The organism is Synechococcus sp. CBW1108, from assembly GCF_015840335.1.
In the GTDB taxonomy this organism is placed as follows: domain Bacteria; phylum Cyanobacteriota; class Cyanobacteriia; order PCC-6307; family Cyanobiaceae; genus Cyanobium_A.
In genome coordinates this window covers 739945-765394 of the sequence record NZ_CP060395.1, presented here as the reverse complement: position 1 = coordinate 765394, position 25450 = coordinate 739945, and the positions used below count along the sequence as shown (strand labels likewise).

The following is a 25450-nucleotide window of genomic DNA, read 5'->3' as shown; positions in this document are numbered from 1 at the left end:
GAGATGATCCTCGGGTGTGCCGCTGGCAGGGATCAGTTGCCCAGGCCGGAGCAGATGTAATCAAAATAAACGGCCATTTCCCGACCGGCATCCGGACCCACCAGGGAAGCGGTGGTCTCCTTCATGGCCTGGATCGACTGGACCGTGGCGCCGATGGGCACGCCTAGGGAGTTGTAGGTTTCCTTGAGACCATTGAGCACCCGCTCGTCCAGGATCGAGGTGTCACCGGCCAGCATGGCGTAGGTGGCGTAGCGCAGGTAGTAGTCCAGGTCGCGGATGCAGGCTGCATAGCGACGGGTTGTATACATGTTGCCGCCCGGACGGGTGATGTCCGAATAGAGCAGCGACTTGGCCACGGCCTCTCTGATGATTGCTGAACCATTCGAGCTGATGGTGGCAGCGGCGCGAACGCGCAGTTCACCACTGGTGAAGTACTGCTCTAAGCGGCCCATAGCCGAGTCGTCCAGGTACAGGCCCTGAACGTCGGCCTGATTAATTACGTTCGTGATGGCGTCTTGCATGAATCCAGCTTTGGTGGCGGGGAGTAGTAAAAGAACGCTGTCTTAGGAGAGGGCGCCAATGACGTAGTCGAAGTAGAAGCCAGCTTCCTCGGCGTCAGAGCCGGTGAGTAGGCCCATGGCAGCCGACTTCATTTCACGCACGGATTCCGCCATGGCATCGAGGGGAGTCCCGAGCGAGCGATACATCTCCTTCGCTCCGATGATTCCAACCTCTTCGATGGGTGTTACATCGCCGGCGATAATCCCGTAGGTCACCAAGCGCAGGTAGTAGTCCATGTCGCGAAGACACGAAGCGGTCATCTCCTCGCCGTACGCGTTTCCGCCGGGAGAAATCACGTCGGGACGCCGCTGAAACAGCGCGCCACCAGCGGTTTTGACGATGCGCTCGCGGCTTTCGCCTAGAACCTGGGCGACCCGAATACGACGTTGACCAGCGGCCACGAAGGACTTGATCTGGTCGAGTTCACCAGGGCTGAGATAGCGGGCTTCCGCATCCGCGTTGATGATCGAGTTGGAGACGATGCTCATGCAGTTCTGCCTCGAAACAAGCGGCCGCCTTGAAGGAGACCGATATCCGGTGGGTAAGGGAATGGATCGACTTGCGCCGATCACCTAATCATTCTGCGGCAAAGCCCAATCACCGCCCCCTTGGCGGTAACAGTTCTTCACGGCGCTTGTGTTAGGAGAACCCGCTGCGGCGCAATGGCTTTGTTCAATTTTGGCGACAGCGGCTTGGCGTAGCAATTATTCATCATTTTGCTCCGCTAACCGCCCCACTTGTTTCGACTTTCGGCTCAACTTTTGCGACAATTGTTGTCATGAATCATCCCCCTCCTTCGCCTGAAGTGTCTCCGGGAGGGGTTTTTGGGCTAGGAACGCAATCTTCGGGTGCGGATCACCGTGATCACGGGAATGCGCTCACCTCATCGAGTTGGGGAGCTCGACCGAGCAGGGCGAGATAGTCCGATGAAGCAGTGCGTAGGGGTGCCATGCGGTTCAGGCGTCGTTGGAAATGTTCGTTGCCAGCTACTTTGCTAACCAGCTCCTCCACCGTGAGTTGCTGGTTGTGTAATTGGAATTAGATGTTTCCTATGGGCTATTCAGCAACAGTGATTCTATTTAGCAGATACTTGTAGACGCTTTCCAGCTCTTGTTGCACTGGGTTTCACTACTGGTGCGTTCAGGCTAAGCAAGGCGCCCCACGCTTTGGCGGCGGCTTTGCCCTTGGGGTAATCCTGTATGAATCTGGCTCACCATGGTGGCGCCTGGCCGGTTGACAAACCCTATGTGCTTTCGAGCAGTTTATCAGCTCCACAGCGGCAGGCTGTGCTGAGGCTTCAGAGGGCGTTGCTGGACATAGGGGTCTGCTTCCAGCGGCGACTCGGTGCAGGTGCTTGACGGATGCTGCCTGGTCCCGGGGTGAAGTTGTCTTGGGGCTGAGATGCCTTCATGGTTTCGCCTCCGACGGTCTGGGCTGTCCAGCTCCCCACGACAATCTGCCGGCGCGCCGACAAATTTCGATTGGTTATATCCCCGGTAGTGCGTATGGTCTGATCAACGGGCACGTTTGGACGTTTGTCCTGGGCAAATTCATTGGCATAGGAAGATGCGTCGAAGGGGCGGTTGAGGCCGGGCACCTTGCGGGCATTTCGATCAGTAGCGGTGACAAAACGCTCGTAGGGGACTGTGTCTTCGCCATAGGTTTCGTTGTATTCGCTGCTGTTGAGAATCCCGTCGACTACCCCATAGAAGCCGGTGCGGGCTGCGGTATCGAAGTAGCCGTCAATTTCCCATCGCCCGAAGGTTGGGCGACCTAGCAGCCGGCGATGGATCACCTCGATGGCCTTGGTGATGTAAAGGCCGCTCCAATACCGGCGGCGGAAGGCCTTGGAACGGGCGACCTGGCGGATAAACTCTCGCAGGCTGATATCGCCGTTCTCGAGCTTGATTTCCTCAACTTTATTGCGCTCTCCGGCATAGCCAGCAGTGCCTAAAACTTGCACATAGACCGCATTAATAACTGCCTGGGTGCTGGCTTCAGTGCCACGAATGCTGGGTTGGCCGCCGCGGCGGGGCACGGAGCTGCCGCCGGTTGCAATCTGCTGGAGCCGCACAACCTTGGGACCCACTCGGCGGGGAGTGGCCTTGCGGAACTGGACGCTGTCCATCTGGCCAGGCTGGGCCAGGCCATTGCCGATCAGGATGCGGCGGCTGTCGTAGCCATAGGGGGCGGGCCTGGTGGCCACCGAAGCGGTGCCGGAAGGGAAAATCGCGCCGTAGTTGAGGGCCAGGGGATCGTTACCCCCGCCGTAGACATGCTGATCTGCGAAGGGTTGGCGATAGGAGGCGTAAAGGGTGACGTACTGGGGCGCACCTTCAAAGGGAGCGCTGAAGCGGAACAGCTTGCGGTTTGATCCCCAGCCGGCACTCTCCTGGGCTTCTTCACCGAGATCGCGCAGATAGGGCACGGTTTCCTCGCCAAACACCCTGGCGTATTCCTGGGTGTTGATCAGGGAATCCACTAGGCCATTCAGGCCTTGGACGCTGACGATGTCGAAGTAGCGGGTAAATTCCTCACGTGAGCTGATGCCGCGACCGAGGAAGTGGCGGAAGGCCAGCTCAACCGCCCGGCTATTGGAGAAGCGGCCGAAAAACTGCTGGCGATATTCCTTGCTGTGGCCGAGGGAGCGAATGAATTCCCGCATCGACAGCTGGCCCTGACGCACCTGGGTGGCTTCGACCGGGCAGGGCGTCTGGCTGTAGGCCTTGGCGATGTCGCGCTCGAACACCTGGCGGTAGGCGGCCCGAATCACTTCGGCCTTTTGGGCACCACTTAGGCGCGGCCGCATGATGAAGCGCTGCTTACCGTCAGCGGCTAGGGCATAAATGGCAGGCAGTTGGAGGCCCTGACTTTCAGGGCTGCCGAGGCGCTGCCGGGTGCTTGGAGTGGCCACCTGCAGTTCGGCGAGCAGCACGTTGAAGTACTGGATCACCAGCTCGCGTGCCTGGGGGTTGTCTTTGCAGAGGCCGGCGGCTGCGGCGCGCATTTCCTGCAGGGCCACATTGGTAGCCGCCAAGGAGCAAGCCTTCTCCAATATGTCGCGCAGGCCGCGGGTGTTCACGGCCAGGATGCTGGGGTCTCCTGCCACCAGGGCGTAGCCCACATAGCGGAGGAACCAGCCCATGTCGCGCAGCGACTTGCGCATCCGATCGGTGCCGTAACGGCCCACGGCAATCGGGCTGAAGCCGGTGGGCAGCACAACCCTTACATCGGCGTCGCCACCTGTGCTTTCGAGTAAGCGTGTGATTAGGTTGCCGCTGGAGTTGCCGGTGCCCTGGGCGAAGGTCTGCACCGAACGCTGGAAGGCGGCCTGGTCAGCGGCCAAGGGGGTGGCGTCGCTGGCGCTGGGGCCGGAGGTGCTCAGCGGCGCGTCGAGGTAGGAGAGCGGCGTGCCGCCGGAGAAGATCCGGTTGGCCGCCTTGGCCACGATGAAATCAGCGTTTTTAGAGATGCGGCGTGCAGCTTCTAAGCGCTGCTGGCCACTCTGGTAAAACGCCTTCAGCGTTTCAAGCTCCCCGCCGTCGGGGAAGCGGTCCTGTTGCTCCGCCTGACGAACGCTGGAAAGCGGCAGGGTGTCGTAGCGCTGGGCGGCAACCCTGGTGCTGCCGCTGCTGGCGGTCACGGTCATTGACAGGAGCGAACCGGGTTTGGTCACGTTACGGCTGGCCCATTGGGCCCAGCCCGGCCTTGAACAAATGTTTGCAGCCGGAGCTCCTGAGCCTGGGGGTGGGCGGCCGTGAAAAGCTCGGCATGTAGCCGCCGATGCCGCCGTGCCCGCCAGTGATGCCGCCACGCCGGTGGTGAGCGCCTTCTACGACCGCTTCCCCTACCCGGGCGACCCCCTTCAGGACGGGCCACCTCCTGGTTACAACTGGCGCTGGTGCGTTGACAGTGCCTGGGCAGCAGCCACCGGCTGCCTGCCCCCCCGGGCCGGCAGCGGCCCCCGCCGCTGGCGAATTCTGGATGCCGGCTGCGGCACCGGTGTCAGCACCGATTACCTCTGTCACCTCAACCCAGGCTCTGCGGTGCTGGCGGTGGATATCAGCGCCGGGGCCCTGGAGGTGGCCCGGCAGCGCACTCGCCGCTCTGGCGCGGCCGCCCAGGTGGAGGAGCTGCGCATCGAGCAGCGCAGCCTGCTCGACCTGGCCGGTGAGGGCCCCTTTGACTACATCAATTCGGTGGGGGTGCTGCACCACCTGCGCGAACCAGAGCAGGGGCTGGGGGCCCTGGCGGGGTTGTTGCGACCCGGGGGATTGGTGCATCTTTTCCTCTACGCCGACGGCGGCCGCTGGGAAATCCATCGCACCCAACGGGCCCTGGCCCTGCTGGGTGCGGGCACGGACGAGGCGGGCCTGCACCTGGGCAGGCAGCTGCTGGCCCAGTTGCCTGAAACCAACAGGCTGCGCCGTCACCACGAGCAGCGCTGGGCCCTCGACACGGCAGCCGATGCCAACTTCGCCGACATGTATCTCCACCCCCAGGAGACCAGCTACAACATCGAGCGTCTGCTGGCTTTTGTGGCTACGGCTGGCCTGGAGTTCGCCGGTTTTTCCAATCCCGAGGTGTGGTCACCGGCCCGCTTACTCCAGGGCGAACTGCTGGAGCGGGCCCAGGACCTCAGCCCCCGCCAGCAGTGGAGCCTGGTGGAGGAGCTCGACCCCGACATCAGTCACTTTGAGTTTTTCCTTAGCAAGGGCCCGGTCTCCGTTGCCGATTGGAGCGCCGATGCCGCCCTGCTAGCTGCCCGGGGGGAGGTGAACCGCTGCCTGTGGGGCTGGCCCTCCACCAGCTTGATGGGCCCGGATCTGCAGCCGCTCAGCCTGAGCCAGGAGAGCTTTGAGCTAATGCGGGCGCTCGAGCAGGCTCCCAACCTCTCGATCGGCCAGTTGCCCCTGGGTTGGCCAGCCGCCACCCGGGCGGCGGTGGCCCGCCAGCTGTTGGAGCAGCGGCTGTTGCTGCCGGTGTTGTGACCTGCACGTGATAGATTCCGCGCGCCTTACAGGGGGGTTAAGCGCTTGTCGATTTCCCTCCCTAGCCAGGTGGATGTCCCCGTCGTTGGGGATCGTGCCCCGGCCGATTCCAGTGATGGAGATTCCAGCAATGGAATGGACAGCTATTTTCGGCTCCAGCGCCGGCTGTTGGTCGCCACCATGCTGCTTTCTGCAGTTGTCGTGGTGGTCACCGCCATCGCCGGATCCCTAGCCACGGCCTTCAGCCTGTTGGTGGGATCCGTGGCTGGCTTGCTCTACCTGTGGCTGCTCAGCCGCAGCGTTACCCGGCTTGGAGAAAACTCCCGCCGCTTGAGCAGAACCCAGCTGCTGGTGCCCGTGGTCCTGGTGCTGGTGGCCTCCAGGTTGCCCCAGCTTTCAATCCTGCCGGCCCTGCTGGGCTTTTTGCTCTACAAGCCGGCCCTGATTCTCCAGGCTGTCTTCGACAGCTAAAACTTTCCCACCGTTCCGTCGCTTCGGCGATACCGAACTCCCCCCTCGCTGGCTCCAATGCCTCTCACCCTTCCCCTTGCCGAATTGGAGGTTGGTAAACACCTCTATTGGCAGCTTGGCAATCTCAAGATCCATGGCCAGGTCTTCCTGAGCTCCTGGGTTGTGATCGGAGCTCTCCTGGCCCTGGTGGTGGTGGGTACCCGCAAGCTGGAACGGGATCCCCGCGGCACCCAGAACCTGCTCGAGTTCGTGTGGGACTACATCCGCGACCTCTCCAGGGAGCAGATCGGCGAGAAGGCCTATCGCGACTGGATGCCCTTCATCGGCACCCTGTTTCTGTTCATTTTCGTGAGCAACTGGGGCGGCGCCCTGGTTCCCTGGAAGCTGATCCATCTGCCCAGTGGTGAGCTCGGCGCTCCCACCGCTGACATCAACACCACCATCGCCCTGGCCCTGTTGGTTTCGCTGGCCTATTTCTATGCGGGCTTGAGCCGCAAGGGCCTGCGTTATTTCGAGTACTACGTGGAGCCGACGCCGATCATGCTCCCGTTCAAGATCGTCGAGGATTTCACCAAGCCCCTGTCCCTCTCCTTCCGTCTGTTTGGCAACATTCTGGCGGACGAACTGGTGGTGGCAGTGCTGGCGTTTTTGGTGCCCCTGATTGTGCCCTTGCCGGCCATGTTCCTGGGCCTGTTCACAAGCGCCATCCAGGCATTGATCTTCGCCACCCTTGCCGCCTACTACATCGGTGAGGCGGTGCACGAGGAGCACCACTAGGCGCTCTGCTAAATCTGCCTCGCGCAGGTCCGGCCGCACCCCGGGCCCATCCCCATTAGGGATGTCCCAAGCGCCGGGTTTGAACCCAGCTCCACTACGCGCCATAACCGCGACTCCCATCCCCCACTCCACCATGGATTCCATCACCTCCGCTGCGTCTGTTCTGGCTGCTGGCCTGGCTGTCGGCCTCGGTGCCATCGGCCCCGGCATCGGTCAGGGCACCGCAGCTGGCGGCGCCGTTGAAGGCATTGCACGTCAGCCCGAAGCCGAAGGCAAGATCCGCGGCACCCTGCTGCTGTCCCTGGCCTTCATGGAAGCGCTCACCATCTACGGCCTCGTGGTCGCCCTGGTGCTGCTGTTCGCCAACCCCTTCGCAGGTTGATTGTTCCGTGAGGCGTGGAAGGCGGGGGCTTGAGCCCCTTGTTTCCCGCCTCACGCCAGTCCCCACTCGCCCGATCGTTCCAGCGCCCTCGCCCCAATGACCAGCTGGCTTCTGCTCGCCGAAGCAGGTGTCCCTGAGGGAGGTCTCTTTGACCTCGATGCCACCCTGCCGCTGATGGCGGTGCAGGTGGTTCTCCTCACCTTCATTCTGAATTCGCTGTTCTTCCGTCCCGTTGGCCGGGCGGTGGAGGATCGCGAAAGCTTCATCTCCACCAGCCGTGCCGAGGCCAAGCAGAAGCTGGCCCAGGTTGAGCGCCTGGAAGCCGATCTCAGGGAGCAGCTCAAGGACGCTCGACAGCAGTCCCAGAAGCTGATTCTTGAGGCTGAGCAGGAGATGGATCGCCTCTATCGCGAAGCCCTTGCCCTGGCCACTGCCGAGGCCAACTCATCCCGGGAGCAGGCCCGCCGCGAGATCGATGCCCAACGTGATCAGGCGATGACCCAGCTCAACATGGATGCCGACAAGCTCGGTGACCTGATCGTGTCCCGCTTGCTGGCCACCCCATGACCCCCCTGATTCCCACCCTGCTCGCCAGCCACGGCGGCTTTGGTCTCAATCTCAATTTATTTGAGACCAATATCATCAACCTGGCCATTGTCATCTTCGGGCTCTGGAAGTTTCTGCCAGGTTTCCTCGGCGGCATTCTCGAGCGCCGTCGCAATGCAATCCTCAGCGATCTCCAGGATGCTGAGCAGCGCCTCGCGTCTTCCACCACTGCCCTGGCCGAGGCCCAGCAGGGGCTAGCCGCAGCCCAGCAGAAGGCAGAGCAGATCCGCGCCGATGGCCAGGCCCGCGCCCAGGCCCTGCGGCTGGAAAGCGAAAACCGCACTATCCAGGAGATGGCACGACTCAAGCAGGGCGCCATGGCCGACCTAGGTGCCGAGGCTGCCCGAGTTACAGACCAGTTGCGTCGCGAAGCGGCCAACCGCGCCATCGCTAGGGCCCTGGCCTCCCTGCCGGGCAAACTCGATGGTGATGCCCAGGTGCGGCTGATCGACCAGTCCATCAAGACCCTAGGGAAAGCCTGATGCCTCTCCTCAATTCCATTGCCACCCCCTACGCCGAGGCATTGATTCAGGTGGCAGAGGCCCGCAAGGAAACGGACACCGTGGCCGAGCAGGCCAAGGAAGTACTGGCGGTGCTCAATTCCAGTCCCGAACTCCAGGCGGCCCTGGCCTCGCCCCTGCTGGAGCCCGACGCCAAGAAGGCTGCCCTGGGCAAAATTTTTAACGACCAGGTCACCCCCAGCGTTCAGAACCTGCTCAAGCTGCTGGCCGACCGCCAACGCTTACCCATGCTGGATGCGGTCATGATTCGCTTCCTGGAGCTCTACCGCGAGCTGCGCCACATCACCCTGGCCAAGGTCACCTCGGCGGCGGCCCTCACCGCTGAGCAGCAGGCCGAGCTCAATAAAAAAGTGCAGGCGATCGCCGGTTCAAAGGCCGTGGAGTTCGACCTCGTTGTCGATCCCAGCCTGATCGGGGGCTTCATCGTCAGCATGGGCTCCCAGGTGATCGATGCCAGCCTTTCTGGTCAGGTGCGTCGCCTTGGTCTGGCGCTTGCCCAGGTGGGCTAGCTACCACCCCTTCCACTTCACCGCCCTCCCTTCCATCAGCTCCCCTTGTGGGGACTTCCTCCCATGGTTTCCATCCGCCCCGACGAGATCAGCGCCATCCTCAAGCAGCAGATTGAGGACTACGACAGGTCGGTATCGGTCAGCAACGTCGGAACGGTGTTGCAGATCGGCGATGGCATCGCCCGGGTCTACGGCCTGCAGCAGGTGATGGCCGGCGAACTAGTTCAGTTTGAGGATGGCACCGAGGGCATCGCCCTCAACCTGGAAGACGACAACGTCGGCGTGGTGCTTATGGGTGAGGGGCGCGGCATTCAGGAGGGCAGCACGGTCAAGGCCACCGGCAAGATCGCCGCCGTGCCCGTGGGTGACGCCATGCTGGGTCGGGTGGTCAATTCCCTCGGCCAGCCCATTGACGGCAAGGGTGACATCGCTACCACCGAAACCCGCCTGATCGAATCGATGGCGCCTGGCATCATCCAGCGCAAATCGGTGCACGAGCCCATGCAGACGGGCATCACCGCCATCGACTCGATGATTCCCATCGGGCGGGGCCAGCGCGAGCTGATCATTGGCGACCGCCAGACCGGCAAGACCGCCATTGCGATCGACACGATCATCAACCAGAAGGGCGAAGACGTCGTCTGCGTCTATGTGGCAGTGGGTCAGAAAGCTGCCTCGGTGGCCAACGTGGTGGAGGTGCTGCGCGAGAAGGGTGCCCTCGACTACACCATCGTGGTGGCGGCCAGTGCCTCAGAGGCCGCCGCTCTCCAATACCTCGCTCCCTACACAGGTGCGGCCCTGGCCGAGTCGTTCATGTACAAGGGCAAGGCCACCCTGGTGATCTACGACGACCTCACCAAGCAGGCCCAGGCCTACCGCCAGATGTCCCTGCTGCTGCGGCGCCCGCCCGGTCGGGAGGCCTACCCCGGCGACGTGTTCTACTGCCACAGCCGTTTGCTGGAGCGGGCTGCCAAGTTGAGCGATGCCATGGGCAAGGGCTCGATGACCGCCCTGCCCATTATCGAAACCCAGGCTGGCGACGTGTCGGCCTACATCCCCACCAACGTGATCTCTATCACCGATGGCCAGGTGTTTTTAAGCTCCGACCTGTTCAACTCCGGCCTGCGTCCAGCCATCAACGTGGGGATCTCGGTGAGCCGGGTGGGTGGTGCGGCCCAAACCAAGGCCATCAAGAAGATCGCCGGCACCCTCAAGTTGGAGCTGGCCCAGTTTGACGAACTGGCCGCCTTCTCCCAGTTTGCATCCGACCTCGATGCCGCCACCCAAGCCCAGCTTGGTCGCGGCAAGCGGCTGCGCGAGATCCTCAAGCAGCCCCAGTTCAGCCCCCTGATCCTCGCTGAGCAGGTGGCTGTTGTGTATGCCGGCGTCAAGGGCCTGATCGATGAGGTTCCAGTGGAATTGGTTGTGCAGTTTTGCCGTGAACTGCGGGAGTATCTCAAGAGCAACAAGGCCGATTTCATCTCCAAGGTGCAGACCGAGAAGCAGCTCAGCGAAGTGGCTGAAGCCATGCTCAAGGAAGCCATCAATGAGGTGAAGTCGACCATGCTCGCCTCCGTTTGAGCAGGGGCATCACCCAATGGCAAACCTCAAAGACATCCGTGACCGGATCGGTTCGGTCAAGAACACCCGCAAGATCACCGAGGCCATGCGTCTGGTGGCGGCTGCCAAGGTGCGCCGCGCCCAGGAGCAGGTGCTGCGCAGCCGGCCCTTTGCCGACCGCCTGGCCCGCGTGCTGGAAAACCTCCAGTCGCGCATGCGCTTTGAAGACGCCGAAGCTCCCCTCCTGGAGCAACGGGATGTAACCACCATCACCCTGCTGTCGGTAACCGGCGATCGAGGTTTGTGCGGTGGCTACAACGCCAACATCATCAAGCGCACCGAACAGCGCTACGCCGAACTCTCCAGCCAGGGCTACAAGGTGGATCTGGTGCTGATTGGCCGCAAGGCGATCACCTATTTCCAGAATCGGGCCAGCCTCTACACGATCCGGGCCACCTTCACCGGCCTGGAGCAGGTGCCGAAGGCCAGCGAGGCCATGGGCATCGCCAATGAGGTGCTGGCTGAGTTCCTCTCCGGCTCCACTGATCGTGTCGAGATCATTTTCACCAAGTTTGTCAACCTGGTGAGCTCCAAGCCCGTTATTCAGACCCTCCTGCCTCTAGATCCCCAAGGCATTGCCATCCCCGAGGATGAGATTTTCCGTCTCACTACCCGGGAGGGCCAGCTTGGGGTGGAGCTTGGCACCACTGCCAACGAGCAGCCCCGTCTGCCTTCGGACATTGTCTTTGACCAAAGTCCGGACCAGCTGCTCAATGCCCTGCTGCCCCTCTATTTGGAGAACCAGCTGCTGCGCTCCCTCCAGGAGGCTGCGGCCTCGGAGCTGGCCAACCGGATGACGGCCATGAACAACGCCAGCGACAACGCCAAGGCGCTCGCCAAGAGTCTCACCCTCGACTATAACAAGGCCCGTCAGGCAGCCATCACCCAGGAGATCCTGGAAGTGGTGGGTGGTTCTGCCTCCATGGGTTGAGCTTCAGCTAGTAGCTGGGTAGGCGGCGTCGCTTAGGGCGATAGGCATCTTGGAAGCGATCCCGGGCCACCAAATTCCCAGCTGCTCGAGCGCAGTGAATCCAGTATCCACACCATCGACCAGGTGGTTGTGGTGCTGGTTGAGCAGTTAAGTCGACTTACGCTGGGTCCCATCGTCGTTGCTGCACATACTGTGCCCATGAAGCAACGCTTCATGCTCGACACAAATGCGATGCGCATGCTGTTGGAGCGTCGCTCTTCCCAGCTTGATCAATGGTTTGCGCAAGAGCGCTGCAGCCTTTCGGCCATCCTGGCGGCTGAGCTGCAGCGACTTGGCATCACTCTGGCGGCGATGGACCTTCTAAGCGCCGCCCATGCGCCATCAGGATGAATCCTTCTCCAATCGCCATGCCCCCGCCTTTGCCTGCCCCTGGATCGCTGGTGATCCAGCCCCTGTTCCCGGTGGCCCTCGGTCAGGTTCAGCTGCGCCCAGACCCGCTCGAGCTGGCTGCCCAGCTGCAGGCCCTGCTGGCCCTGCGGGGCGGCGCCGCCAGCAATCCTGATCCTGGCTGTGCCTGGACCGGCGATCTCAACGGGGTGTGGCAGCTGCATAACCAGCCGCTCTTTGCGCCTCTGGTCACCGCAATCGCAGGCCATGCCGCGGGCTATCTGGAGGCCCTTGGCTTCGGGCTCGATCGGATCTGCCTGCACATACAGCGCTGCTGGCCTGTGGTGAGTGAGCTGGGCCAGGTAGTGGGCCGCCACCACCACCCCAATGCCCATCTCAGCGCGGTGTACTACCTCAATGGCGATGGCAGTGGGCGCGGTGGCTGTCTGCGGCTCTACCCCCCGCAGCAGCTAAACGAGCTCGTGCCAGGCCTGGCGGTGGGCCATGGGGGGCCGATTCGGCCAGGCACCCCAGCCATGGCCCAGTGGAATGCGCCCTGGTTTGATCTGGCGCCGCGGGCGGGCTTGTTGGTGTTGTTTCCAGCCAGCGTCGATCACGCGGTTCTGGAGAACGAGGACCCCGAGGACAGACGCTTCTCGATCAGCATGGATCTGGTGCTCACCGCCCCGCCAGCGCTGCAAGCTGCAATAACGGCGGAGAGATCACTGGCCAGCTCTGCTGAATACCTGGCGCCCCATCCGGCTGATTGGTTGGCGGTGACTTGGTAACCCCAAGGCTGCATAGGGCCCAGGATCTCAGCGCGGCGGTTCCGAGGCCCTGGGAACCAAGCAGTCCAAAGTCCTACAAGACTGCACGGTATGGGTTTGCCCTTTTGCAGTCTGCTGGTATGTGCCCCAGGCGTCCTGCCGGGTAGCTGTCGGGAGATCGGCTGGCCCATTCGGAACGATTCAGCCGCTGCAGCTGCTCTTCCATCTGATGAGGGGCCAGCTCTGTTCTGGCAGCATCACCCCCTTTGCACGACGGGTGGCATACGAAGACAGGCCGCTGTCTGTTCAAGACAGAATCTGGGCTGGGGGCTTGACAATTCTAGATCGGGAAGTCAATGCTTGAAGCCCTTTAGGCTGCTGGTCGCAATTGCCGAAGCACCACTCCGCCTTCCAGGCTTTTCCAGAAGCCTCCAACCTGAGCCAGCCCTGCGGCAAGCCAGCGCGCTTGGCCAGGCTGCTTGCTCCGATCGCCCTTGCTGGCGCAGCCCTTGGCCTTGCGGCCACCCCAGCCCAAGCCTTAACCCAGTTTGCTGGTTACTACGCCCCAGCCAACTGGACCCAAATTCAGGGCAACGGCTCCATTGACACAAGTAGCGCTCCAAACAGCGTTACCTTAACGAGCGCCGATGGAGGGGTTGCAAGCGCTACTCAAGACACGGATTTCACTATCACAGCACCCAGCGCGGGAACCGTAAGTTTCAACTGGTCTTATTCTACTTCCGACATTGATCCAACTTATGATCCTTTTGCCTATCTATTGAATGGAGCTTTTACGCAGCTCACTGATGACTTAGGGGCATTAATTCAGGCTGGTTCAACAAGTTTTGCTGTGGGTACAGGAGATGTGTTTGGCTTTAGGCAGTACAGCACTGATTCTATGGGCGGCGCCGGAATCACAACGATCAGCAGCTTCAATGGGCCTACCGCGGCTCCTGGGCCTGCGGATGTTCCAGGCCCTCTGCCCCTGCTTGGTATTGCCGCTGCCTTCGGCTGGAGCCGCCGTCTACGCAAGCGAATGGCCTCCAGTAGCAGCCTGAAAGCTCACTACCCCACTAAGTCCCAGCCTGGGCTGGAATCTGAATCCTGACTGCAAGGGGTGAGCAAATTTCAACCTCTGGCTCGCGTTCAGCCAATATGATTTCAAAGCAAGTCAATTCGGTGAGTGCAACCCCCACCTTTGAGATCCAGGCCAATCTCGATGGCATCACCCATACCTTCCCCTGTCGCAGCGACCAGACCGTGCTGGCGGCGGCAGAGGCGGCTGGGGTGCCCCTGCCCAGTTCCTGCTGTTCGGGGGTCTGCACCACCTGTGCGGCCCTGATCACTGAGGGCACCGTGCTGCAGGCGGACGCCATGGGCGTCAAGCTTGAGCTGCAGCAGCAGGGCTATGCCCTGCTCTGTGTCTCCTTGCCCCAGTCCGATCTGCACCTGAAGGCCGGCCAGGAGGATGCCCTCTACGAAGCCCAGTTTGGCCAATACCAGAAGTGAGGCTGGAGCTGCTGCAGCTCTGGTTTAAGCCCTTGCAGGGGCCAAAGCTGAGCCAGTTGCGGCCGGCTCTGCTGACGGCCGCCCAGGAGCAGGCGGGGCCCGGGGCCGAGCTGCTGCGCTGGGCGATCACCGCCGCCGAACCGGGGCGGGGCCTCCACATTGAGGCGGTGCTGCTGGTGGGTGACGCTCCGGCACCGACGCGATCGTGAGCGCTTCCCCTCCTCCCCTGCCCACCCTGCTGGTAATCCCCACCGGGGTGGGCTGCGCCCTAGGCGGCTATGCCGGCGATGGCCTGCCGGCGGCCCGGCTGCTGGCGGCGGCCAGCGGCTGCCTGATCACCCATCCCAATGTGATGAATGGGGCCGCCCTCTACTGGAGTGATCGGCGCATTCAATATGTGGAGGGCTGGGCCCTGGATCGCTTCGCGGCCGGCGAGCTGGCCCTGGCACCGGTGGCTGGCCGGCGGGTGGGATTGCTGCTGGATGCGGGCATCGAACCGGAGTTGCGTCAGCGCCAGATTCAAGCGGCCGAGGCTTGTCGCGCCAGCTTGGGTCTGGCGATCGGCCCGGTGCTCATCAGCGACGAGCCCCTGGGAGTGGGCCTGAGCCTGGGCTCCAGTGGCGCCAGCTGGGGCTGCCTGGAGTGCCCAGATGCCCTGCTGCGCGCCGGCGAAAAGCTGGTACTGGCAGGAGCCAGCGCCATCGCCGTGGTGGCCCGCTTCCCCGACGATCCCGATAGCGAGGCCCTGGCCGCCTATCGCCATGGCGCCGGGGTCGATGGCCTGGCCGGCGCCGAGGCGGTGATCAGCCATCTGCTGGTGCGCCACCTGGGCATCCCCTGCGCCCATGCCCCTGCCTTGCAGCCGCTGCCAATGGATCCGGATCTGGATCCCAGGGCGGCGGCGGAGGAGCTGGGCCATACGTTCCTGCCCTGCGTGTTGGTGGGATTGAGCCGGGCGCCGGATCTGGTGCCGCTGGGCCCCGCGGGCCAACCCTATGGCGATGGGATTGGCCTGGGGCCGGCTGGAAGCCTGCTGACGGCGGCCGCCATCGGCGCCGTGGTCGCCCCAGCTGGTGCCCTCGGCGGTGAAGCTGTGCTGGCCTGCGCTGAGCGGGGAATCCCGGTGGTAGCGGTGCACAACCCCTGCCTGCTGGAGGTGTCGGCCCAGGCCCTGGGCCTGGAGGTGTTGGCGGCCGCCAGCTATGCCGAGGCTGCTGGGCTGGTGCTCGCCCTGCGGGAGGGGATCGATCCGGGGGTGTTGCGGCGGCCGCTGGGGGAGCGGCTCAGCGCAGGCAGGCCATCGGGTGGCGGTTGGCCACTCCCAGGGCCCTGGCCACGCTGGGATGGCATACGGAACCATCGATGGTGTTGAGGCCGGAAACCAGTTCGGGGCGATCGGTGAGGGCTTCCACCAGGCCCCGTCCTGCGATGGCCAGGATGTAGGGCAGGGTGACGCTCACCAGCGCCTCAGTGGAGGTGAAGGGCACGGCACCGGGCATGTTGCCGACGGCGTAATGCTGCACGCCGTGCAGGCTGTGGACCGGATCGGTGTGGGTGGTCTCCTGGCTGGTGGCGATGCAGCCGCCCTGATCGATGGCCACATCCACCACCACCGAGCCCGGCCGCATTTGCCGCACCAGTTCTTCGCTCACCAGCGTGGGGGCGCGGCCGCCGGCGGTGAGCACGGCGCCGATCAGCAGGTCGGTTTCCGGCACCAGATGCTCGATCAGGCTGGGGCTGCTGATCAGGCTGACCAGTCGGCCCTGGCGATAGGTGTCGAGGCTGCGTAATTTCTGCGGTGAGCGATCCAGCAGGTACACCTCCCCATCCATCGCAGCGGCGATCCGGGCCGCATTCCAGCCGACGCTGCCCGCCCCCAGCACCAGCACCCGGGCCGGCTTTACGCCGGTGCAGCCGCCCAGCAGGATGCCGCGCCCGCCGTGGGGCTTCTCCAGCAGGTGGGCTCCCACCTGGGCCGCCAGCCGGCCTGCGATTTCGCTCATCGGCGCCAGCAGGGGCAAGCTGCCGTCTTCGAGCTGGACGGTTTCGTAGGCCACCGCCGTGGTGCCGGCCGCCAGCAGGGCCCGGCCCACATCCTGATAGGCCGCCAGGTGCAGGTAGGTGAACAGCAACAGGTCGGGGCGCAGGAAGGCGAATTCCTCTGGTTGGGGCTCCTTGACCTTGACCACCAGGTGGGCGGCCCAGGCCTCTTCGGCATTCACCAGGCGGCCCCCGGCAGCGCCGAACTGGTCGTCGCTGAAGCCTGCCCCCAGGCCAGCTCCTGCCTGGATTCTGACGTCCATGCCCTGGCCCACCAGCTCGCGCACGGCGTCGGGGGTGAGGGCTACACGCTGCTCATCGCGCTTGATCTCAGCCGGAACACCGATGCTGGCCATCGGCGCGGTGAGGCTCGCGGCGCTTTGGCTGGGGGCTGCCATGGTTCAGCTGCTGGGTCGTCACTCCAGGTTGGCGGCGGCGATCGGCATCCGCCAGCCGCTACCGAAGGCCCGCGCCCCGATCTTGAGCAGGGGTGGGGCTTGGCGCCGTTTGAATTCGGCCCGGCGCAGCAGCTGCATCACCCGATGGGCCAGCTCCGCAGGGGTGCCGCTGGCAACCAGCTCCTCCGGGCTGCGCAGGGCTTCGATGTAGTCCTTCAGGATTGGATCCAGCACGGCGTAGTCGGGCAGGGAATCGCTGTCGAGCTGGTCTGGCCGCAGCTCGGCGCTAGGGGGTTTCTCGCGGATTGCCCGCCCCACCAGCTCGCCGTCCTCCGGCAGCCCCAGCTCGCGGCGACAGGGGCCTGCTGCGGTCGAATCGAGCCAGGCGCAGAGGGCGAAGACCTGGGTCTTGTAGAGGTCGCCGATCACGGCCAGGCCACCGTTCATGTCGCCATAGAGGGTGCAGTAGCCCACGGCCAGCTCGCTCTTGTTGCCGGTGGAGAGCAGCAGCTGGCCCTGCTGGTTGGCCACGGCCATCAACAGGGTGCCGCGGATGCGCGACTGCAGGTTTTCGGCACTGAGGCCCCCTGGTGGGCCGCCGAGCACCGGGGTGAGGGTGGTGTCGAAGCTGGCCATCAGCGGAGCGATGGCGGCGGTGTGGCTGCCCAGCCCCAGGCGAGCCGCCAGGGCCCTGGCATCGCGCAGGGAGCCCTCCGAACTCCAGGGTGAGGGCATCAGCAGCGCCCGCACCCGAGCGCCCCCCAGGGCAGCGGCGGCGATCACCGCCACCAGGGCCGAATCGATGCCGCCGCTGAGGCCCAGCAGGGCCTGCTGGAAGCCGCATTTGCGGGCGTAGTCGGCCACCCCCAGCACCAGGGCCCGAAACAGCTGCTCGAGCGGTTCGGGCAGCTGGGCGGGGGAAGGGCAGCTGGCCTCGCCGCGACCATCCCAGCAGGCCACCAGGACGCGGCTGCAGGCCAGCTGGCACACCACTTTGCTGTCGGCTTCGCCCCCACCTGTGGCAGCCAGAACGAAGCTGGCACCGTCGAACACCAGCTCGTCGTTGCCGCCCACCTGATTCACGTACACCACCGGGCAGCCCAGCCGGGCGGCGGCCCGAGCGGCCAGGCTCTGGCGCAGGGCCACCTTGGCCTGGCCGAACGGGGATGCCGAGAGGTTGAGCAGCAGGTCGATGCGGCTTGAGAGCAGGTCGGCGACGGGATCGGCACCAGCCAGGCGGTGGCCCTGCAGTTCCTCCTCAACCCAGAGGTCTTCGCAGATCGTTAGCCCCAGGCGCCAGCTCCGGCCGCCCCGTTCAAGCTCCAGCACGCTGGGCCCGGTGGCGGCGCAGAAGTAGCGCTGCTCGTCGAAGACGTCATAGGTGGGTAGCAGCCTTTTGCGGGCCACCACGCGCCAGCTGCCGGCTTCCACCAGGGCCACCGCGTTGAAAAGGTTGGGCAACGGCGCCGCGCCGGAGGGCTCGGCCATGCCCACCAGCACGGCCAGCCGGGGCAGCTCCCGGGCGAGGGCGGCGGCCAGCTGGTCGAGCACGACGCCCTGCTTGGCGATCAGGCTGGGGCGTAGCAGCAGGTCCCGCGGGGGGTAGCCCCAGAGGGAGAGTTCGGGGGTGAGCGCCAGATCGGCCCCCTGGGCGGCGGCCTGGTGGCAGGCGGCCAGGATTAGCTTGCCGTTGCCCGCCAGATCCCCCACCAGCGGATTGAGTTGGGCCAGGGCGAGGCGCATCAGGGGCTGGTGGAGTGGCTGGTGGAGTGGCGGGTGAGGCTCGGATCGCCCAGGCCGTAGAGATTGTGCTCGAGCAGTAGGGGCAGCAGGCTGGCCGGAATCTGGCTTGGATCGGGGTTCTGGCGCAGGGCCGAGCTGGCGCTGGCGGGCACTTGCAGGCCAAGGATCACTACCCGCCCGCCGAGCCCTTCCAGCTGCTCCAGGCAGCCCGGCTGCAGGGGCCAGCCGGCCCTGGGGGCGATCGCCAGCACGCAGCGATCCAAAACGGCCTCGACCTGCTTCCAGGAGGGGATCTGGGGGGCCAGGTCGCTGCCGACCACAAACACCAGTTCGCGGCCTGGCCAGGCAGCTGCGGCCCGTTGCAGGGTGGAGATTGCCCAGGGGCTGCTCAACTCCTGCCGGTGGCTGAGCCGGGGGTTGCCGATGGCGGCCACCAGCTGTCCCAGCAGGGCTGAACGCTGTTCCAGGCTCGCGCCGTGCTGCTTGAGCGGGTTGTCGCTGGCCCAGGTGGCCACTTCGGGATAGGACTGGACTAGGCCCTCCAGAAGGACCTGGTGGCCGCGGGTGGGTGGGTCGGCGCTGGTGCCGAACAGGGCGAGGGGCCCCTCATCGGCCTTGACGACCCCGCCGCTCATGGCAGCAGGGCCTGCAGGTTTGCTGGGGGCTCGCTTCGCTCGCCCAGCCACAGGCGCACCTGGGGATCTCTCTGGGCCAGGCGTCGCAGCAGGGCCCCTGGGCGCCCCCCCCGCTGGGCCCCCCGCAGCAGCTCGGCGGCCGCCAGCCGGCCCGTGAGCCGGGTGGTGTGTACCGCCAGGGCCGCCTGGGCCAGGGCCACCGGCGCCGCAGAGGCCAGGCTCAGCCCCGCCGTAAAGGGTGCCCCCAGCAGCAGCAGTTGGCGCAGGGCTCCCAGGGCCAGCTGGATTGCGAGCTGGGCGCCGCCCAGCAGGGCGTTGTGGCCGGATAACCTCTGCAGGAGCTGGCGGGCACCGGCGCCGCCCATGGGCAGGCCGTAGAGCTGGCAAAGCTGCAGCACCAGGGCGGTGTCGCAGGCCAGGCCACCGGCCAGATCCAGCAACACCAGCGGGTTGGCGGCCACGCCCGTGGCCTTGATGGCGGCGAAGCGGCCGATCAGGCTCTGGGCCGCCTGGCGACTGGCCCCCAGCCGCCAGCGCTGCAGGGCCAGGTGGAAGCGTTCGGCCCCTGCCAGGGCATTGAGGGCGAGCAGGAGCTCGCCGTGCTGCTCCAGCAGGTCCACCAGGGCCCGGCGCAGGGGGCTCACCCGGGGCGGCTGGGTCACGCTGCGCACCCGGCCATCGGCCAGCAGCTCCGGCTGGCGGGGGGCGGCGGCCACCGGGATCAGCTCGAGGTGGCGGGCCGCCGCCGGCAGGCGTCGCTGGATGCTGGCGATCAGGGCGGTTTGTTGTTGCTCGCTCCAGCAGTCGCAACGGTTGAGCACCAGCAGCAGGGGCTTGCCACTGGCCAGCAGGGGCGAGAGGGCATCGTGCTCGACGCTGGTGAGATCGCCGTCGAGCACCAGCAGCACCAGGTCTGAGCTCAGGGCAACCCGCGCCGCCAGTCGGGCCCGGGCGGCGGCGGCGATCTCATCGATCCCGGGGGTGTCCACCAGCTCCACCTGCGCCAGGCCGGCAATCGGTTGATCCCAGGCCCGGGCCTCCTGGTGGCGGGTGCAGCCATGGGCCACGTCGGTGGCGAAGGCGGCCTGGCCCAACAGGGCGTTGAGCAGGCTCGACTTGCCCACCCCCACCCGGCCGAACACGGCCACCCGCAGCCGCCGCTGCTGCAGTCGATCCAGCTGATGGTCCAGGGCCTGCAGCTGGCCCCCCAGTTGGCTCTGCTCGCGGCCACTGAGCTGCAGCTGGCTGCGCCACTGCTCCAGCAGCAGGCGGCAGCGCTCCGGCGTGGCGGGAACCTGGCTCATGGCCGGCCCGTCTCGCCCGCCGGTTGGGGCCGGCGCCACCAGCCCGCCAGCACCGCCAGCACCGCCTCGGCCCCGATCACCCCGACGAAGCCGCCGAATTCATCCACCACCACCCGCACGCCGGTGCTGTTGCGACGGAAGCCGGTTAGCAGCCGGTCGGCCCGGATCATCTCCGGCACGTAGTCCACCGGCGCGCTCAGGGAAGCGGCGTTGCGGCCGCCCTCACCCTCCAGCAGGGCGGTGAGCAGGCGCTCGCGGCTGGCCACCCCCAGCACCTCATCCACCTCCTCGCCCAGCACCACCCACCACTCGGCGTTGTTGGCCAGCAAGATGCTGCGCAGCTGCTCCAGGCTGGCCGCGCCCTCCAGGGTTGGGGCCGCCACCCGCGGCGTCATCAGGTCGCGGGCGGTGAGGTCGTTGAGCTGGAACACCTTGGCGATCATGGCCGCCTCGTCGGCTTCTATCTGGCCTTTCTGGGAGCCCAGGCGGGCCAGCTGCCGGATCTCCTCTTCGTCGGTGCTGATCTCGTTGTCGGCCGTGATTGCCGGCAGCAGCTGTTCCAGCACCAGCACCAGCGGCAGCATTAGCCGGGCGATCACCGCCAGGGTGGGTGCGCTGCTCAGGGCTACCGGCAGGGCCAGGCGACTGCCGAGGGCCTTGGGCAGGATCTCGCCCAGCAGGATCACCAGCACGGTGAGGCTCACGGAAAAAAGGGGCAGGGCGATGCCCCCAATTCCCAGTCTTTTGAACACGATGGCGGCGTAGCCACCCAGCATCAAGCTGCCGAAGATGTTGAACACGTTGTTGGCGATCACCAGCACCGAGAGGGTGCGGCCCAGCCGCTGACGCAGTTGCTCCAGCCGGCGGGCGCCCCGAACGGGCTGGCTGCGGGCCGCCAGTTCATGCACCCGCACCGGATTCACGGTGAGCAGGGCGGCCTCCACGCCAGAGCAGAGGGCCGATCCGGCGATCACCACTACCACCAGCAGCGCCAGGGCGAGCAGGTCGTTCATTGGGCCGGTTTGCCACTCGCCATGCCCCTATTCAATCGTCTCTGCCAACGCCTGGCCCGGTGGCTGCTCCAGACTGGTCTCGGCCAGGGCTAGAAAACTGCGCACCATGACCGATCCGTCGACCTTTGCCCAGCGGCGTGGGCGCTTTTTTGCCCAGCTCGGTGGGGCAGCGGCGGTGATCCCGGCGGCGCCGCTGGCGGTTCACCACGCCGATTGCGAGTGGCCCTTCCGCCAGAACAGCGACTTCTGGTATCTCACCGGTTTCGATGAACCGGAGGCGGTGGCCCTGTTCCTGCCCCACCGGCCAGAAGGGGAGCGCTTCGTGTTGTTTGTTGCCCCCAAGGAGCCCAGCGCCGAGGTGTGGCACGGCTTCCGGTGGGGTTGTGAAGGCGCGGTTGCGGAATTCGGGGCCGACCTGGCCCATCCCCGTCAGGAGCTGGCCCAGCGGCTGCCTGGATATCTGAAGGGGGCCGAGGGTATCGCCTTCCGCGTGGGCAAGCATCCGCAGGTGGAGCCCCTGGTGCTGGCGGCCTGGGCCGGCCAGCTAGACCGCGCTCCCCGCAGCGGCTCGGCAGCCTTCGGTCTGGTGGCCCCCTGCCCCTTGCTGCACGAGCTGCGGCTGCGCAAGGGGCCCGAGGAGCTGGAGCGCCTGCGCGAGGCGGCCCGCATTTCCGCCGAGGCCCATGAACTGGCCCGCCAGGTGGCCCGGCCGGGCCTCAGGGAGCGGCAGGTGCAGGCGGTGATCGAGCAGCACTTTCTGGAGCAGGGGGCCCGCGGCCCTGCCTATGGCTCGATCGTGGCCGGCGGCGACAACGCCTGCGTGCTGCATTACACCGCCAACAGCTCCCCCCTGCGGGATGGCGACCTGCTGTTGATCGATGCCGGCTGCTCCCTGGGCGACTACTACAACGGCGACATCACCCGCACCTTTCCGATCAATGGCCGTTTCAGCGGCGAACAGCGGGCCCTCTACGAGTTGGTGCTGGCGGCCCAGATGGCGGCGGTGGCGGAGGTGGCGCCGGGCTGCACGGCGGAGGGCGTGCACGACACGGCTGTGCGGGTACTGGTGGAGGGGCTGGTGGAACTGGGCCTGCTGGCGGGTTCGCTGGACGGAATCATCGAGCAGGGGGCATATCGCCACCTCTACATGCACCGCACGGGCCACTGGCTGGGCTTGGATGTGCACGATGTGGGCGCCTATCGGCTGGGCGAGCACCACGTGGAGCTGGAGCCGGGCATGGTGCTCACGGTCGAGCCAGGCCTGTATGTGAGCGATCGGCTGCCGCTGCCAGAGGGGCAGCCCGCCATCGAAGAGCGCTGGAAGGGCATCGGCATCCGGATTGAAGACGACGTGGCCGTCACCGACCACGGCCACGAAAACCTCACTGCAGCGGCCCTCAAGGCGCCGGCGGCGCTGGAGCGCTGAGGATCACGGCCAGCGTTCTGGGTTGATCTGCTGGCTGATGGCATCCAGCCGTTGCAGCTGGTTCAGCAGCATGGCAGTGCTGGGGATAACCGCATCGGCGCCGGCCTCCAGTAGCTTGGTCTCGTAGGCGAGTCGTGCTAAGGGATCGCCGTGTAGGTGGGGCGGCGCCACCGCCAGGCTGAGGAAGAGCTGGCCGGGGCACTGGGCCCGGGCTCTCTGCACCGTGAGCACATCGGCCACCGTGTCGCCCAAGTAGGCCACCGGCGGGGCACCAGCGCCGAGGCTGGCGCCGGCCAGCCGGGTGGCCAGGCGCAGCAGACCGGTGGGATCGGGCTTGTCCGGCGCATCCCCCATGGCGATCAGGGGCGGATCGGCCAGGCCCAGCCGGGTTTGCAGCACGTAGCGGCAGGAGGGGGGCTCGGAGCCGCTGACGAAGCCGTAGGCCAGGTTTGCCGCCGTCAGGGAGGCAAAGAAGGGCGCCTGCACCAACAGGGGCTCCTGGCCGATGAAGCCTCGCCACAGGCCGGGGTCGCCAGCGGGATCGCCGCCGAAATAGAAGGTCTCAAACACCGCGACCAACGCTTCAAGGGCCGGCAGGGGTGTGTGTCCAAGCCGCCGCAGCAGCTCCAGTGAGGCCTGCCAGTCGTTGTTCCAGCAGCCTTCGCCCTTGAGGGCGTCGATGGCGGCCGGCTTGGGCCGCTGGCCCCCGTAGTGATGCACGGTCTCAACGATTGCCCGGCGGTAGCTGGCGCTCACGTCGCGGATCACGCCGTCGATGTCGAACAGCACCACGGCCTGGGGCGGGGTGGGCATCAGGATTGGGCCTCGCGCTCGAATTGGGCGCTGGCGGCGGCGGTGGCCCCACTGCTGAACAGGGCTGCGGCCAGCTCTGGGCTGATTGTGAAGCTGTTCAGCCCGGCGCCGGCCAGCTCGCTGAGCTCGCCGGGTTGACGCAGGCTCGCCGCCAGCAGGCGCACACTCGAGCCGACGCCCTCCAGGCAGCGCTGCATGGCGATCACCGCCGCCATCCCGTCGCGGCCCTGATCATTGATGCGCCCCAGGTAGGGGGCGATGTAGGTGGCCCCCAGGGCGGCAGCGATCAGCACCTGGTGGACTTCGTAGCAAGCGGTGAAGGTCACGGGGATGCCCCTGCGGCCGAGCTCTCGGCCCACGGCTGCCCCCTGGCGGGTCACAGGCAGCTTTACGGCTATGCGGCCGGGGGCCAGGGCCGCCAGCTGCTCTGCGCAGCTCAGCATCTCCGCCGGGGATGGTCCCCAGGCCTGCAGGTGCAGCTCGGCGATGCCGTGGCTGAGGGCCATCGCGCTGAGGGCGGCCAGGTTGTCCAGACTGCAGGTCTGGGCCGCCCGGCAGAGCAGGGTGGGGTTGGTGGTCACCCCGTGGAAGAGGCCGCTGGGTAGCCACTCCTGCCAGGCATGGGGGTCGGCAGAATCAAGGAACAGGCGCAGGGCCATGGGCTGGGGAAGCGGCTGGTAGGTTAGTTGTTTGAATCGTTGCCTTGAGCGCCGAGCCCATGCCAGCCCCCGAGAGCGCTCCTGGCGCTGCTGTGATCGAAGTGCCCGTGTCGGCAGAAGTTCCCACGGCGGCAGCAGATGACACCACCACCCAGGGTCGTCCGGTGATGCGTGGCGGCAGCGCTGCCCTGGCCACGGCCACCATTGATGAAGACGGTGTTCCTTCCGGCTATACCCCCAAGGCCGATGAGGGTCGCTTCCTGCTGAAGATTCTCTGGCTGCCCGACAACGTCGCCCTGGCAGTGGATCAGATCGTCGGTGGCGGTCCCAGCCCCCTGACCGCCTATTTCTTCTGGCCGCGGGAAGATGCCTGGGAAACCCTCAAGGGTGAGCTGGAGGGTAAGAGCTGGATCACCGACAACGAGCGCGTTGAGGTGCTCAACAAGGCCACCGAAGTGATCAACTACTGGCAGGAGGAGGGCAAGGGCAAGAGCCTTGATGAGGCCAAGCTCAAATTCCCCGACGTCACCTTCTGCGGTACCGCCTGATTTCTGGCGAGGAAACTTGGCGCTAGTCTGGACACGTTAGGGGCTCTAGGTACAAGTCCTTGGGCACAAGTCACTAGGCACAGGTCATGGCGCTCCCATCGGACTGATCGACGTGGCCGAAACGATTTGGATCCTCGACGACGATGCTGAGCTGGGAGCCCTGCTCCTGAGCCAGTTCGCCCAGCGGGGCTGGGAGGCCCGTCACCTGAGCCATCCTCGCGAGCTCGAGCTTGCCCTTGACCAATCCCAGCCGGATCTGCTGGTGCTCGATGAGTTGTTGCCCGAACAGCGGGGCACCGATGTGCTGGCGCGTCTGCGCCGGGGGCTGCCCCACCTGCCGGTGCTGATGTTGTCCGCCCTGGGGGCACCCCGGGATCGGGTGGCGGGGCTGGAGGCCGGAGCCAACGATTACCTGGGTAAGCCCTTTCTGTTTCGGGAGCTCCAGTTACGGGTGGAGCAGTTGCTCAAGCCTGCCCAGATCAGCCGGCTTGGGGCCCAAGCCTGGCAACTCGGTGAGCTCCAGTTCCAGCCCCAGCAGCTCTGGCTGGGCCACCCCCGGGGCGCGGGCCTGGACCTCTCCCGCGGCGACGTGGCCCTGCTGCAGCTGCTTTGCAGCCGGGCCGGGGAGGTGGTCAGTCGCCAGGACCTGGGCCAGGCCAGCGGCAGCCTGGTGGATGTGGAGCAGAGCCGCAGCATTGATGTGCGGTTATCCCGGCTGCGGCGCCTGCTGGCGGAGCTGGAGCCCGAGCTCAATGTGATCGAAACGGTGCGGGGCCGCGGCTATCGCCTGGTGGCGCCGGTGCGGCGGCTACAGCCCGGCGGTGACCCAGGGAGCTGAG

General features: G+C 65.6%; 27 protein-coding genes and 1 pseudogene. 18 read left to right on the top strand and 10 right to left on the bottom strand.

Annotated features, from left to right (window positions below; all coding sequences use genetic code 11):
- Positions 1-32: 32 nt before the first annotated feature.
- The 3 genes and pseudogenes from apcB to H8F27_RS04080 form a co-directional block, all read right to left on the bottom strand.
- The gene (apcB, locus tag H8F27_RS04090; RefSeq protein WP_197151448.1) at positions 33-521 is read right to left on the bottom strand and encodes an allophycocyanin subunit beta; all 489 of its coding nucleotides are present in this window, start codon (positions 519-521) and stop codon (positions 33-35) included.
- 42 nt (positions 522-563) lie between these two features.
- Positions 564-1049, bottom strand: a complete 486-nt coding sequence (locus tag H8F27_RS04085) for an allophycocyanin (protein WP_197151447.1) — start codon at positions 1047-1049, stop codon at positions 564-566.
- A gap of 908 nt (positions 1050-1957) precedes the next feature.
- Positions 1958-4210 (bottom strand): annotated as a pseudogene (locus tag H8F27_RS04080) (phycobilisome rod-core linker polypeptide); the annotation flags it as partial.
- A 142-nt stretch (positions 4211-4352) separates the two neighbouring features.
- Between H8F27_RS04080 and H8F27_RS04075 the strand changes: the two are divergent.
- The 15 genes from H8F27_RS04075 (at position 4353) to H8F27_RS04005 (ending at position 15404) form a co-directional block, all read left to right on the top strand.
- A complete protein-coding gene (locus tag H8F27_RS04075; protein WP_197151446.1) occupies positions 4353-5552 on the top strand; it encodes a bifunctional 2-polyprenyl-6-hydroxyphenol methylase/3-demethylubiquinol 3-O-methyltransferase UbiG in 1200 nt (399 codons plus the stop codon).
- Positions 5553-5597: 45 nt separating this feature from the next.
- Positions 5598-6023: a hypothetical protein gene (locus H8F27_RS04070; protein ID WP_231596509.1), complete on the top strand. Its 426-nt coding sequence runs from the start codon at positions 5598-5600 to the stop codon at positions 6021-6023.
- A gap of 57 nt (positions 6024-6080) precedes the next feature.
- Complete coding sequence (gene atpB / locus H8F27_RS04065) at positions 6081-6800, top strand: F0F1 ATP synthase subunit A (protein WP_370594463.1); 720 nt, start codon at positions 6081-6083, stop codon at positions 6798-6800.
- Between the two features lie 133 nt (positions 6801-6933).
- On the top strand, positions 6934-7182 hold the full coding sequence (gene atpE, locus H8F27_RS04060) for an ATP synthase F0 subunit C (RefSeq protein ID WP_106502337.1): 249 nt from the start codon (positions 6934-6936) through the stop codon (positions 7180-7182).
- Positions 7183-7278: 96 nt separating this feature from the next.
- Positions 7279-7749 (top strand): F0F1 ATP synthase subunit B', encoded by a 471-nt coding sequence (locus H8F27_RS04055; RefSeq protein ID WP_197151445.1) that lies wholly within the window; start codon positions 7279-7281, stop codon positions 7747-7749.
- On the top strand, positions 7746-8270 hold the full coding sequence (locus H8F27_RS04050) for a F0F1 ATP synthase subunit B (protein WP_197151444.1): 525 nt from the start codon (positions 7746-7748) through the stop codon (positions 8268-8270). Before H8F27_RS04055 ends, H8F27_RS04050 begins: the two co-directional genes overlap by 4 nt.
- The gene (gene atpH / locus H8F27_RS04045; protein WP_197151443.1) at positions 8270-8818 is read left to right on the top strand and encodes an ATP synthase F1 subunit delta; all 549 of its coding nucleotides are present in this window, start codon (positions 8270-8272) and stop codon (positions 8816-8818) included. The genes H8F27_RS04050 and atpH overlap by 1 nt, the downstream gene beginning before the upstream one ends.
- Positions 8819-8881: 63 nt before the next feature.
- A complete protein-coding gene (gene atpA, locus H8F27_RS04040; RefSeq protein WP_197151442.1) occupies positions 8882-10399 on the top strand; it encodes a F0F1 ATP synthase subunit alpha in 1518 nt (505 codons plus the stop codon).
- A gap of 16 nt (positions 10400-10415) precedes the next feature.
- On the top strand, positions 10416-11369 hold the full coding sequence (locus H8F27_RS04035; protein ID WP_197151441.1) for a F0F1 ATP synthase subunit gamma: 954 nt from the start codon (positions 10416-10418) through the stop codon (positions 11367-11369).
- Between the two features lie 123 nt (positions 11370-11492).
- The gene (locus H8F27_RS04030; RefSeq protein WP_197151439.1) at positions 11493-11759 is read left to right on the top strand and encodes a hypothetical protein; all 267 of its coding nucleotides are present in this window, start codon (positions 11493-11495) and stop codon (positions 11757-11759) included.
- 17 nt (positions 11760-11776) lie between these two features.
- Complete coding sequence (locus tag H8F27_RS04025; protein WP_197151438.1) at positions 11777-12544, top strand: putative 2OG-Fe(II) oxygenase; 768 nt, start codon at positions 11777-11779, stop codon at positions 12542-12544.
- 445 nt (positions 12545-12989) lie between these two features.
- A complete protein-coding gene (locus H8F27_RS04020; protein ID WP_197151436.1) occupies positions 12990-13631 on the top strand; it encodes a hypothetical protein in 642 nt (213 codons plus the stop codon).
- Positions 13632-13678: 47 nt separating this feature from the next.
- Entirely contained in the window at positions 13679-14032 is a 354-nt protein-coding gene (locus H8F27_RS04015) for a 2Fe-2S iron-sulfur cluster-binding protein (RefSeq protein ID WP_197151434.1), read from the top strand.
- Entirely contained in the window at positions 14029-14241 is a 213-nt protein-coding gene (locus tag H8F27_RS04010) for a hypothetical protein (protein ID WP_197151432.1), read from the top strand. The genes H8F27_RS04015 and H8F27_RS04010 overlap by 4 nt, the downstream gene beginning before the upstream one ends.
- The gene (locus H8F27_RS04005; RefSeq protein ID WP_197151431.1) at positions 14238-15404 is read left to right on the top strand and encodes a DUF3326 domain-containing protein; all 1167 of its coding nucleotides are present in this window, start codon (positions 14238-14240) and stop codon (positions 15402-15404) included. The genes H8F27_RS04010 and H8F27_RS04005 overlap by 4 nt, the downstream gene beginning before the upstream one ends.
- On the opposite strand, the gene ald is transcribed toward H8F27_RS04005, so the two are convergent.
- From ald to H8F27_RS03980, 5 genes are read right to left on the bottom strand one after another with little or no spacing between them, the layout of a single operon-like run.
- Entirely contained in the window at positions 15316-16428 is a 1113-nt protein-coding gene (gene ald, locus H8F27_RS04000; protein WP_197153348.1) for an alanine dehydrogenase, read from the bottom strand. The two genes, H8F27_RS04005 and ald, sit on opposite strands and share 89 nt — an antisense overlap.
- A gap of 60 nt (positions 16429-16488) precedes the next feature.
- Positions 16489-18213, bottom strand: a complete 1725-nt coding sequence (locus H8F27_RS03995; RefSeq protein ID WP_197151430.1) for an NAD+ synthase — start codon at positions 18211-18213, stop codon at positions 16489-16491.
- On the bottom strand, positions 18213-18848 hold the full coding sequence (locus H8F27_RS03990) for a nicotinate-nucleotide adenylyltransferase (protein WP_197151429.1): 636 nt from the start codon (positions 18846-18848) through the stop codon (positions 18213-18215). Before H8F27_RS03990 ends, H8F27_RS03995 begins: the two co-directional genes overlap by 1 nt.
- Positions 18845-20152, bottom strand: coding sequence for a GTP-binding protein (locus tag H8F27_RS03985; protein ID WP_197151428.1), 1308 nt, complete (start codon positions 20150-20152; stop codon positions 18845-18847). The genes H8F27_RS03990 and H8F27_RS03985 overlap by 4 nt, the downstream gene beginning before the upstream one ends.
- Entirely contained in the window at positions 20149-21165 is a 1017-nt protein-coding gene (locus tag H8F27_RS03980) for a CNNM domain-containing protein (RefSeq protein WP_197151427.1), read from the bottom strand. Before H8F27_RS03980 ends, H8F27_RS03985 begins: the two co-directional genes overlap by 4 nt.
- A gap of 106 nt (positions 21166-21271) precedes the next feature.
- On the opposite strand from H8F27_RS03980, the gene H8F27_RS03975 reads away from it, so the two are divergent.
- A complete protein-coding gene (locus H8F27_RS03975) occupies positions 21272-22591 on the top strand; it encodes an aminopeptidase P N-terminal domain-containing protein (protein WP_197151423.1) in 1320 nt (439 codons plus the stop codon).
- A 3-nt stretch (positions 22592-22594) separates the two neighbouring features.
- Here H8F27_RS03975 and H8F27_RS03970 read toward each other — a convergent pair whose 3' ends face one another.
- Positions 22595-23404 (bottom strand): TIGR01548 family HAD-type hydrolase, encoded by an 810-nt coding sequence (locus tag H8F27_RS03970; protein WP_197151422.1) that lies wholly within the window; start codon positions 23402-23404, stop codon positions 22595-22597.
- A complete protein-coding gene (locus H8F27_RS03965) occupies positions 23404-24063 on the bottom strand; it encodes a transaldolase family protein (protein ID WP_197151420.1) in 660 nt (219 codons plus the stop codon). The genes H8F27_RS03970 and H8F27_RS03965 overlap by 1 nt, the downstream gene beginning before the upstream one ends.
- A gap of 44 nt (positions 24064-24107) precedes the next feature.
- Here H8F27_RS03965 and H8F27_RS03960 point away from each other — a divergent pair, with 44 nt between their 5' ends.
- Together H8F27_RS03960 and H8F27_RS03955 are read left to right on the top strand one after the other, a co-directional pair.
- Positions 24108-24611, top strand: a complete 504-nt coding sequence (locus tag H8F27_RS03960; protein WP_197151415.1) for a 30S ribosomal protein PSRP-3 — start codon at positions 24108-24110, stop codon at positions 24609-24611.
- Between the two features lie 112 nt (positions 24612-24723).
- A complete protein-coding gene (locus H8F27_RS03955) occupies positions 24724-25449 on the top strand; it encodes a response regulator transcription factor (protein ID WP_197151414.1) in 726 nt (241 codons plus the stop codon).
- Position 25450 lies beyond the last annotated feature (1 nt).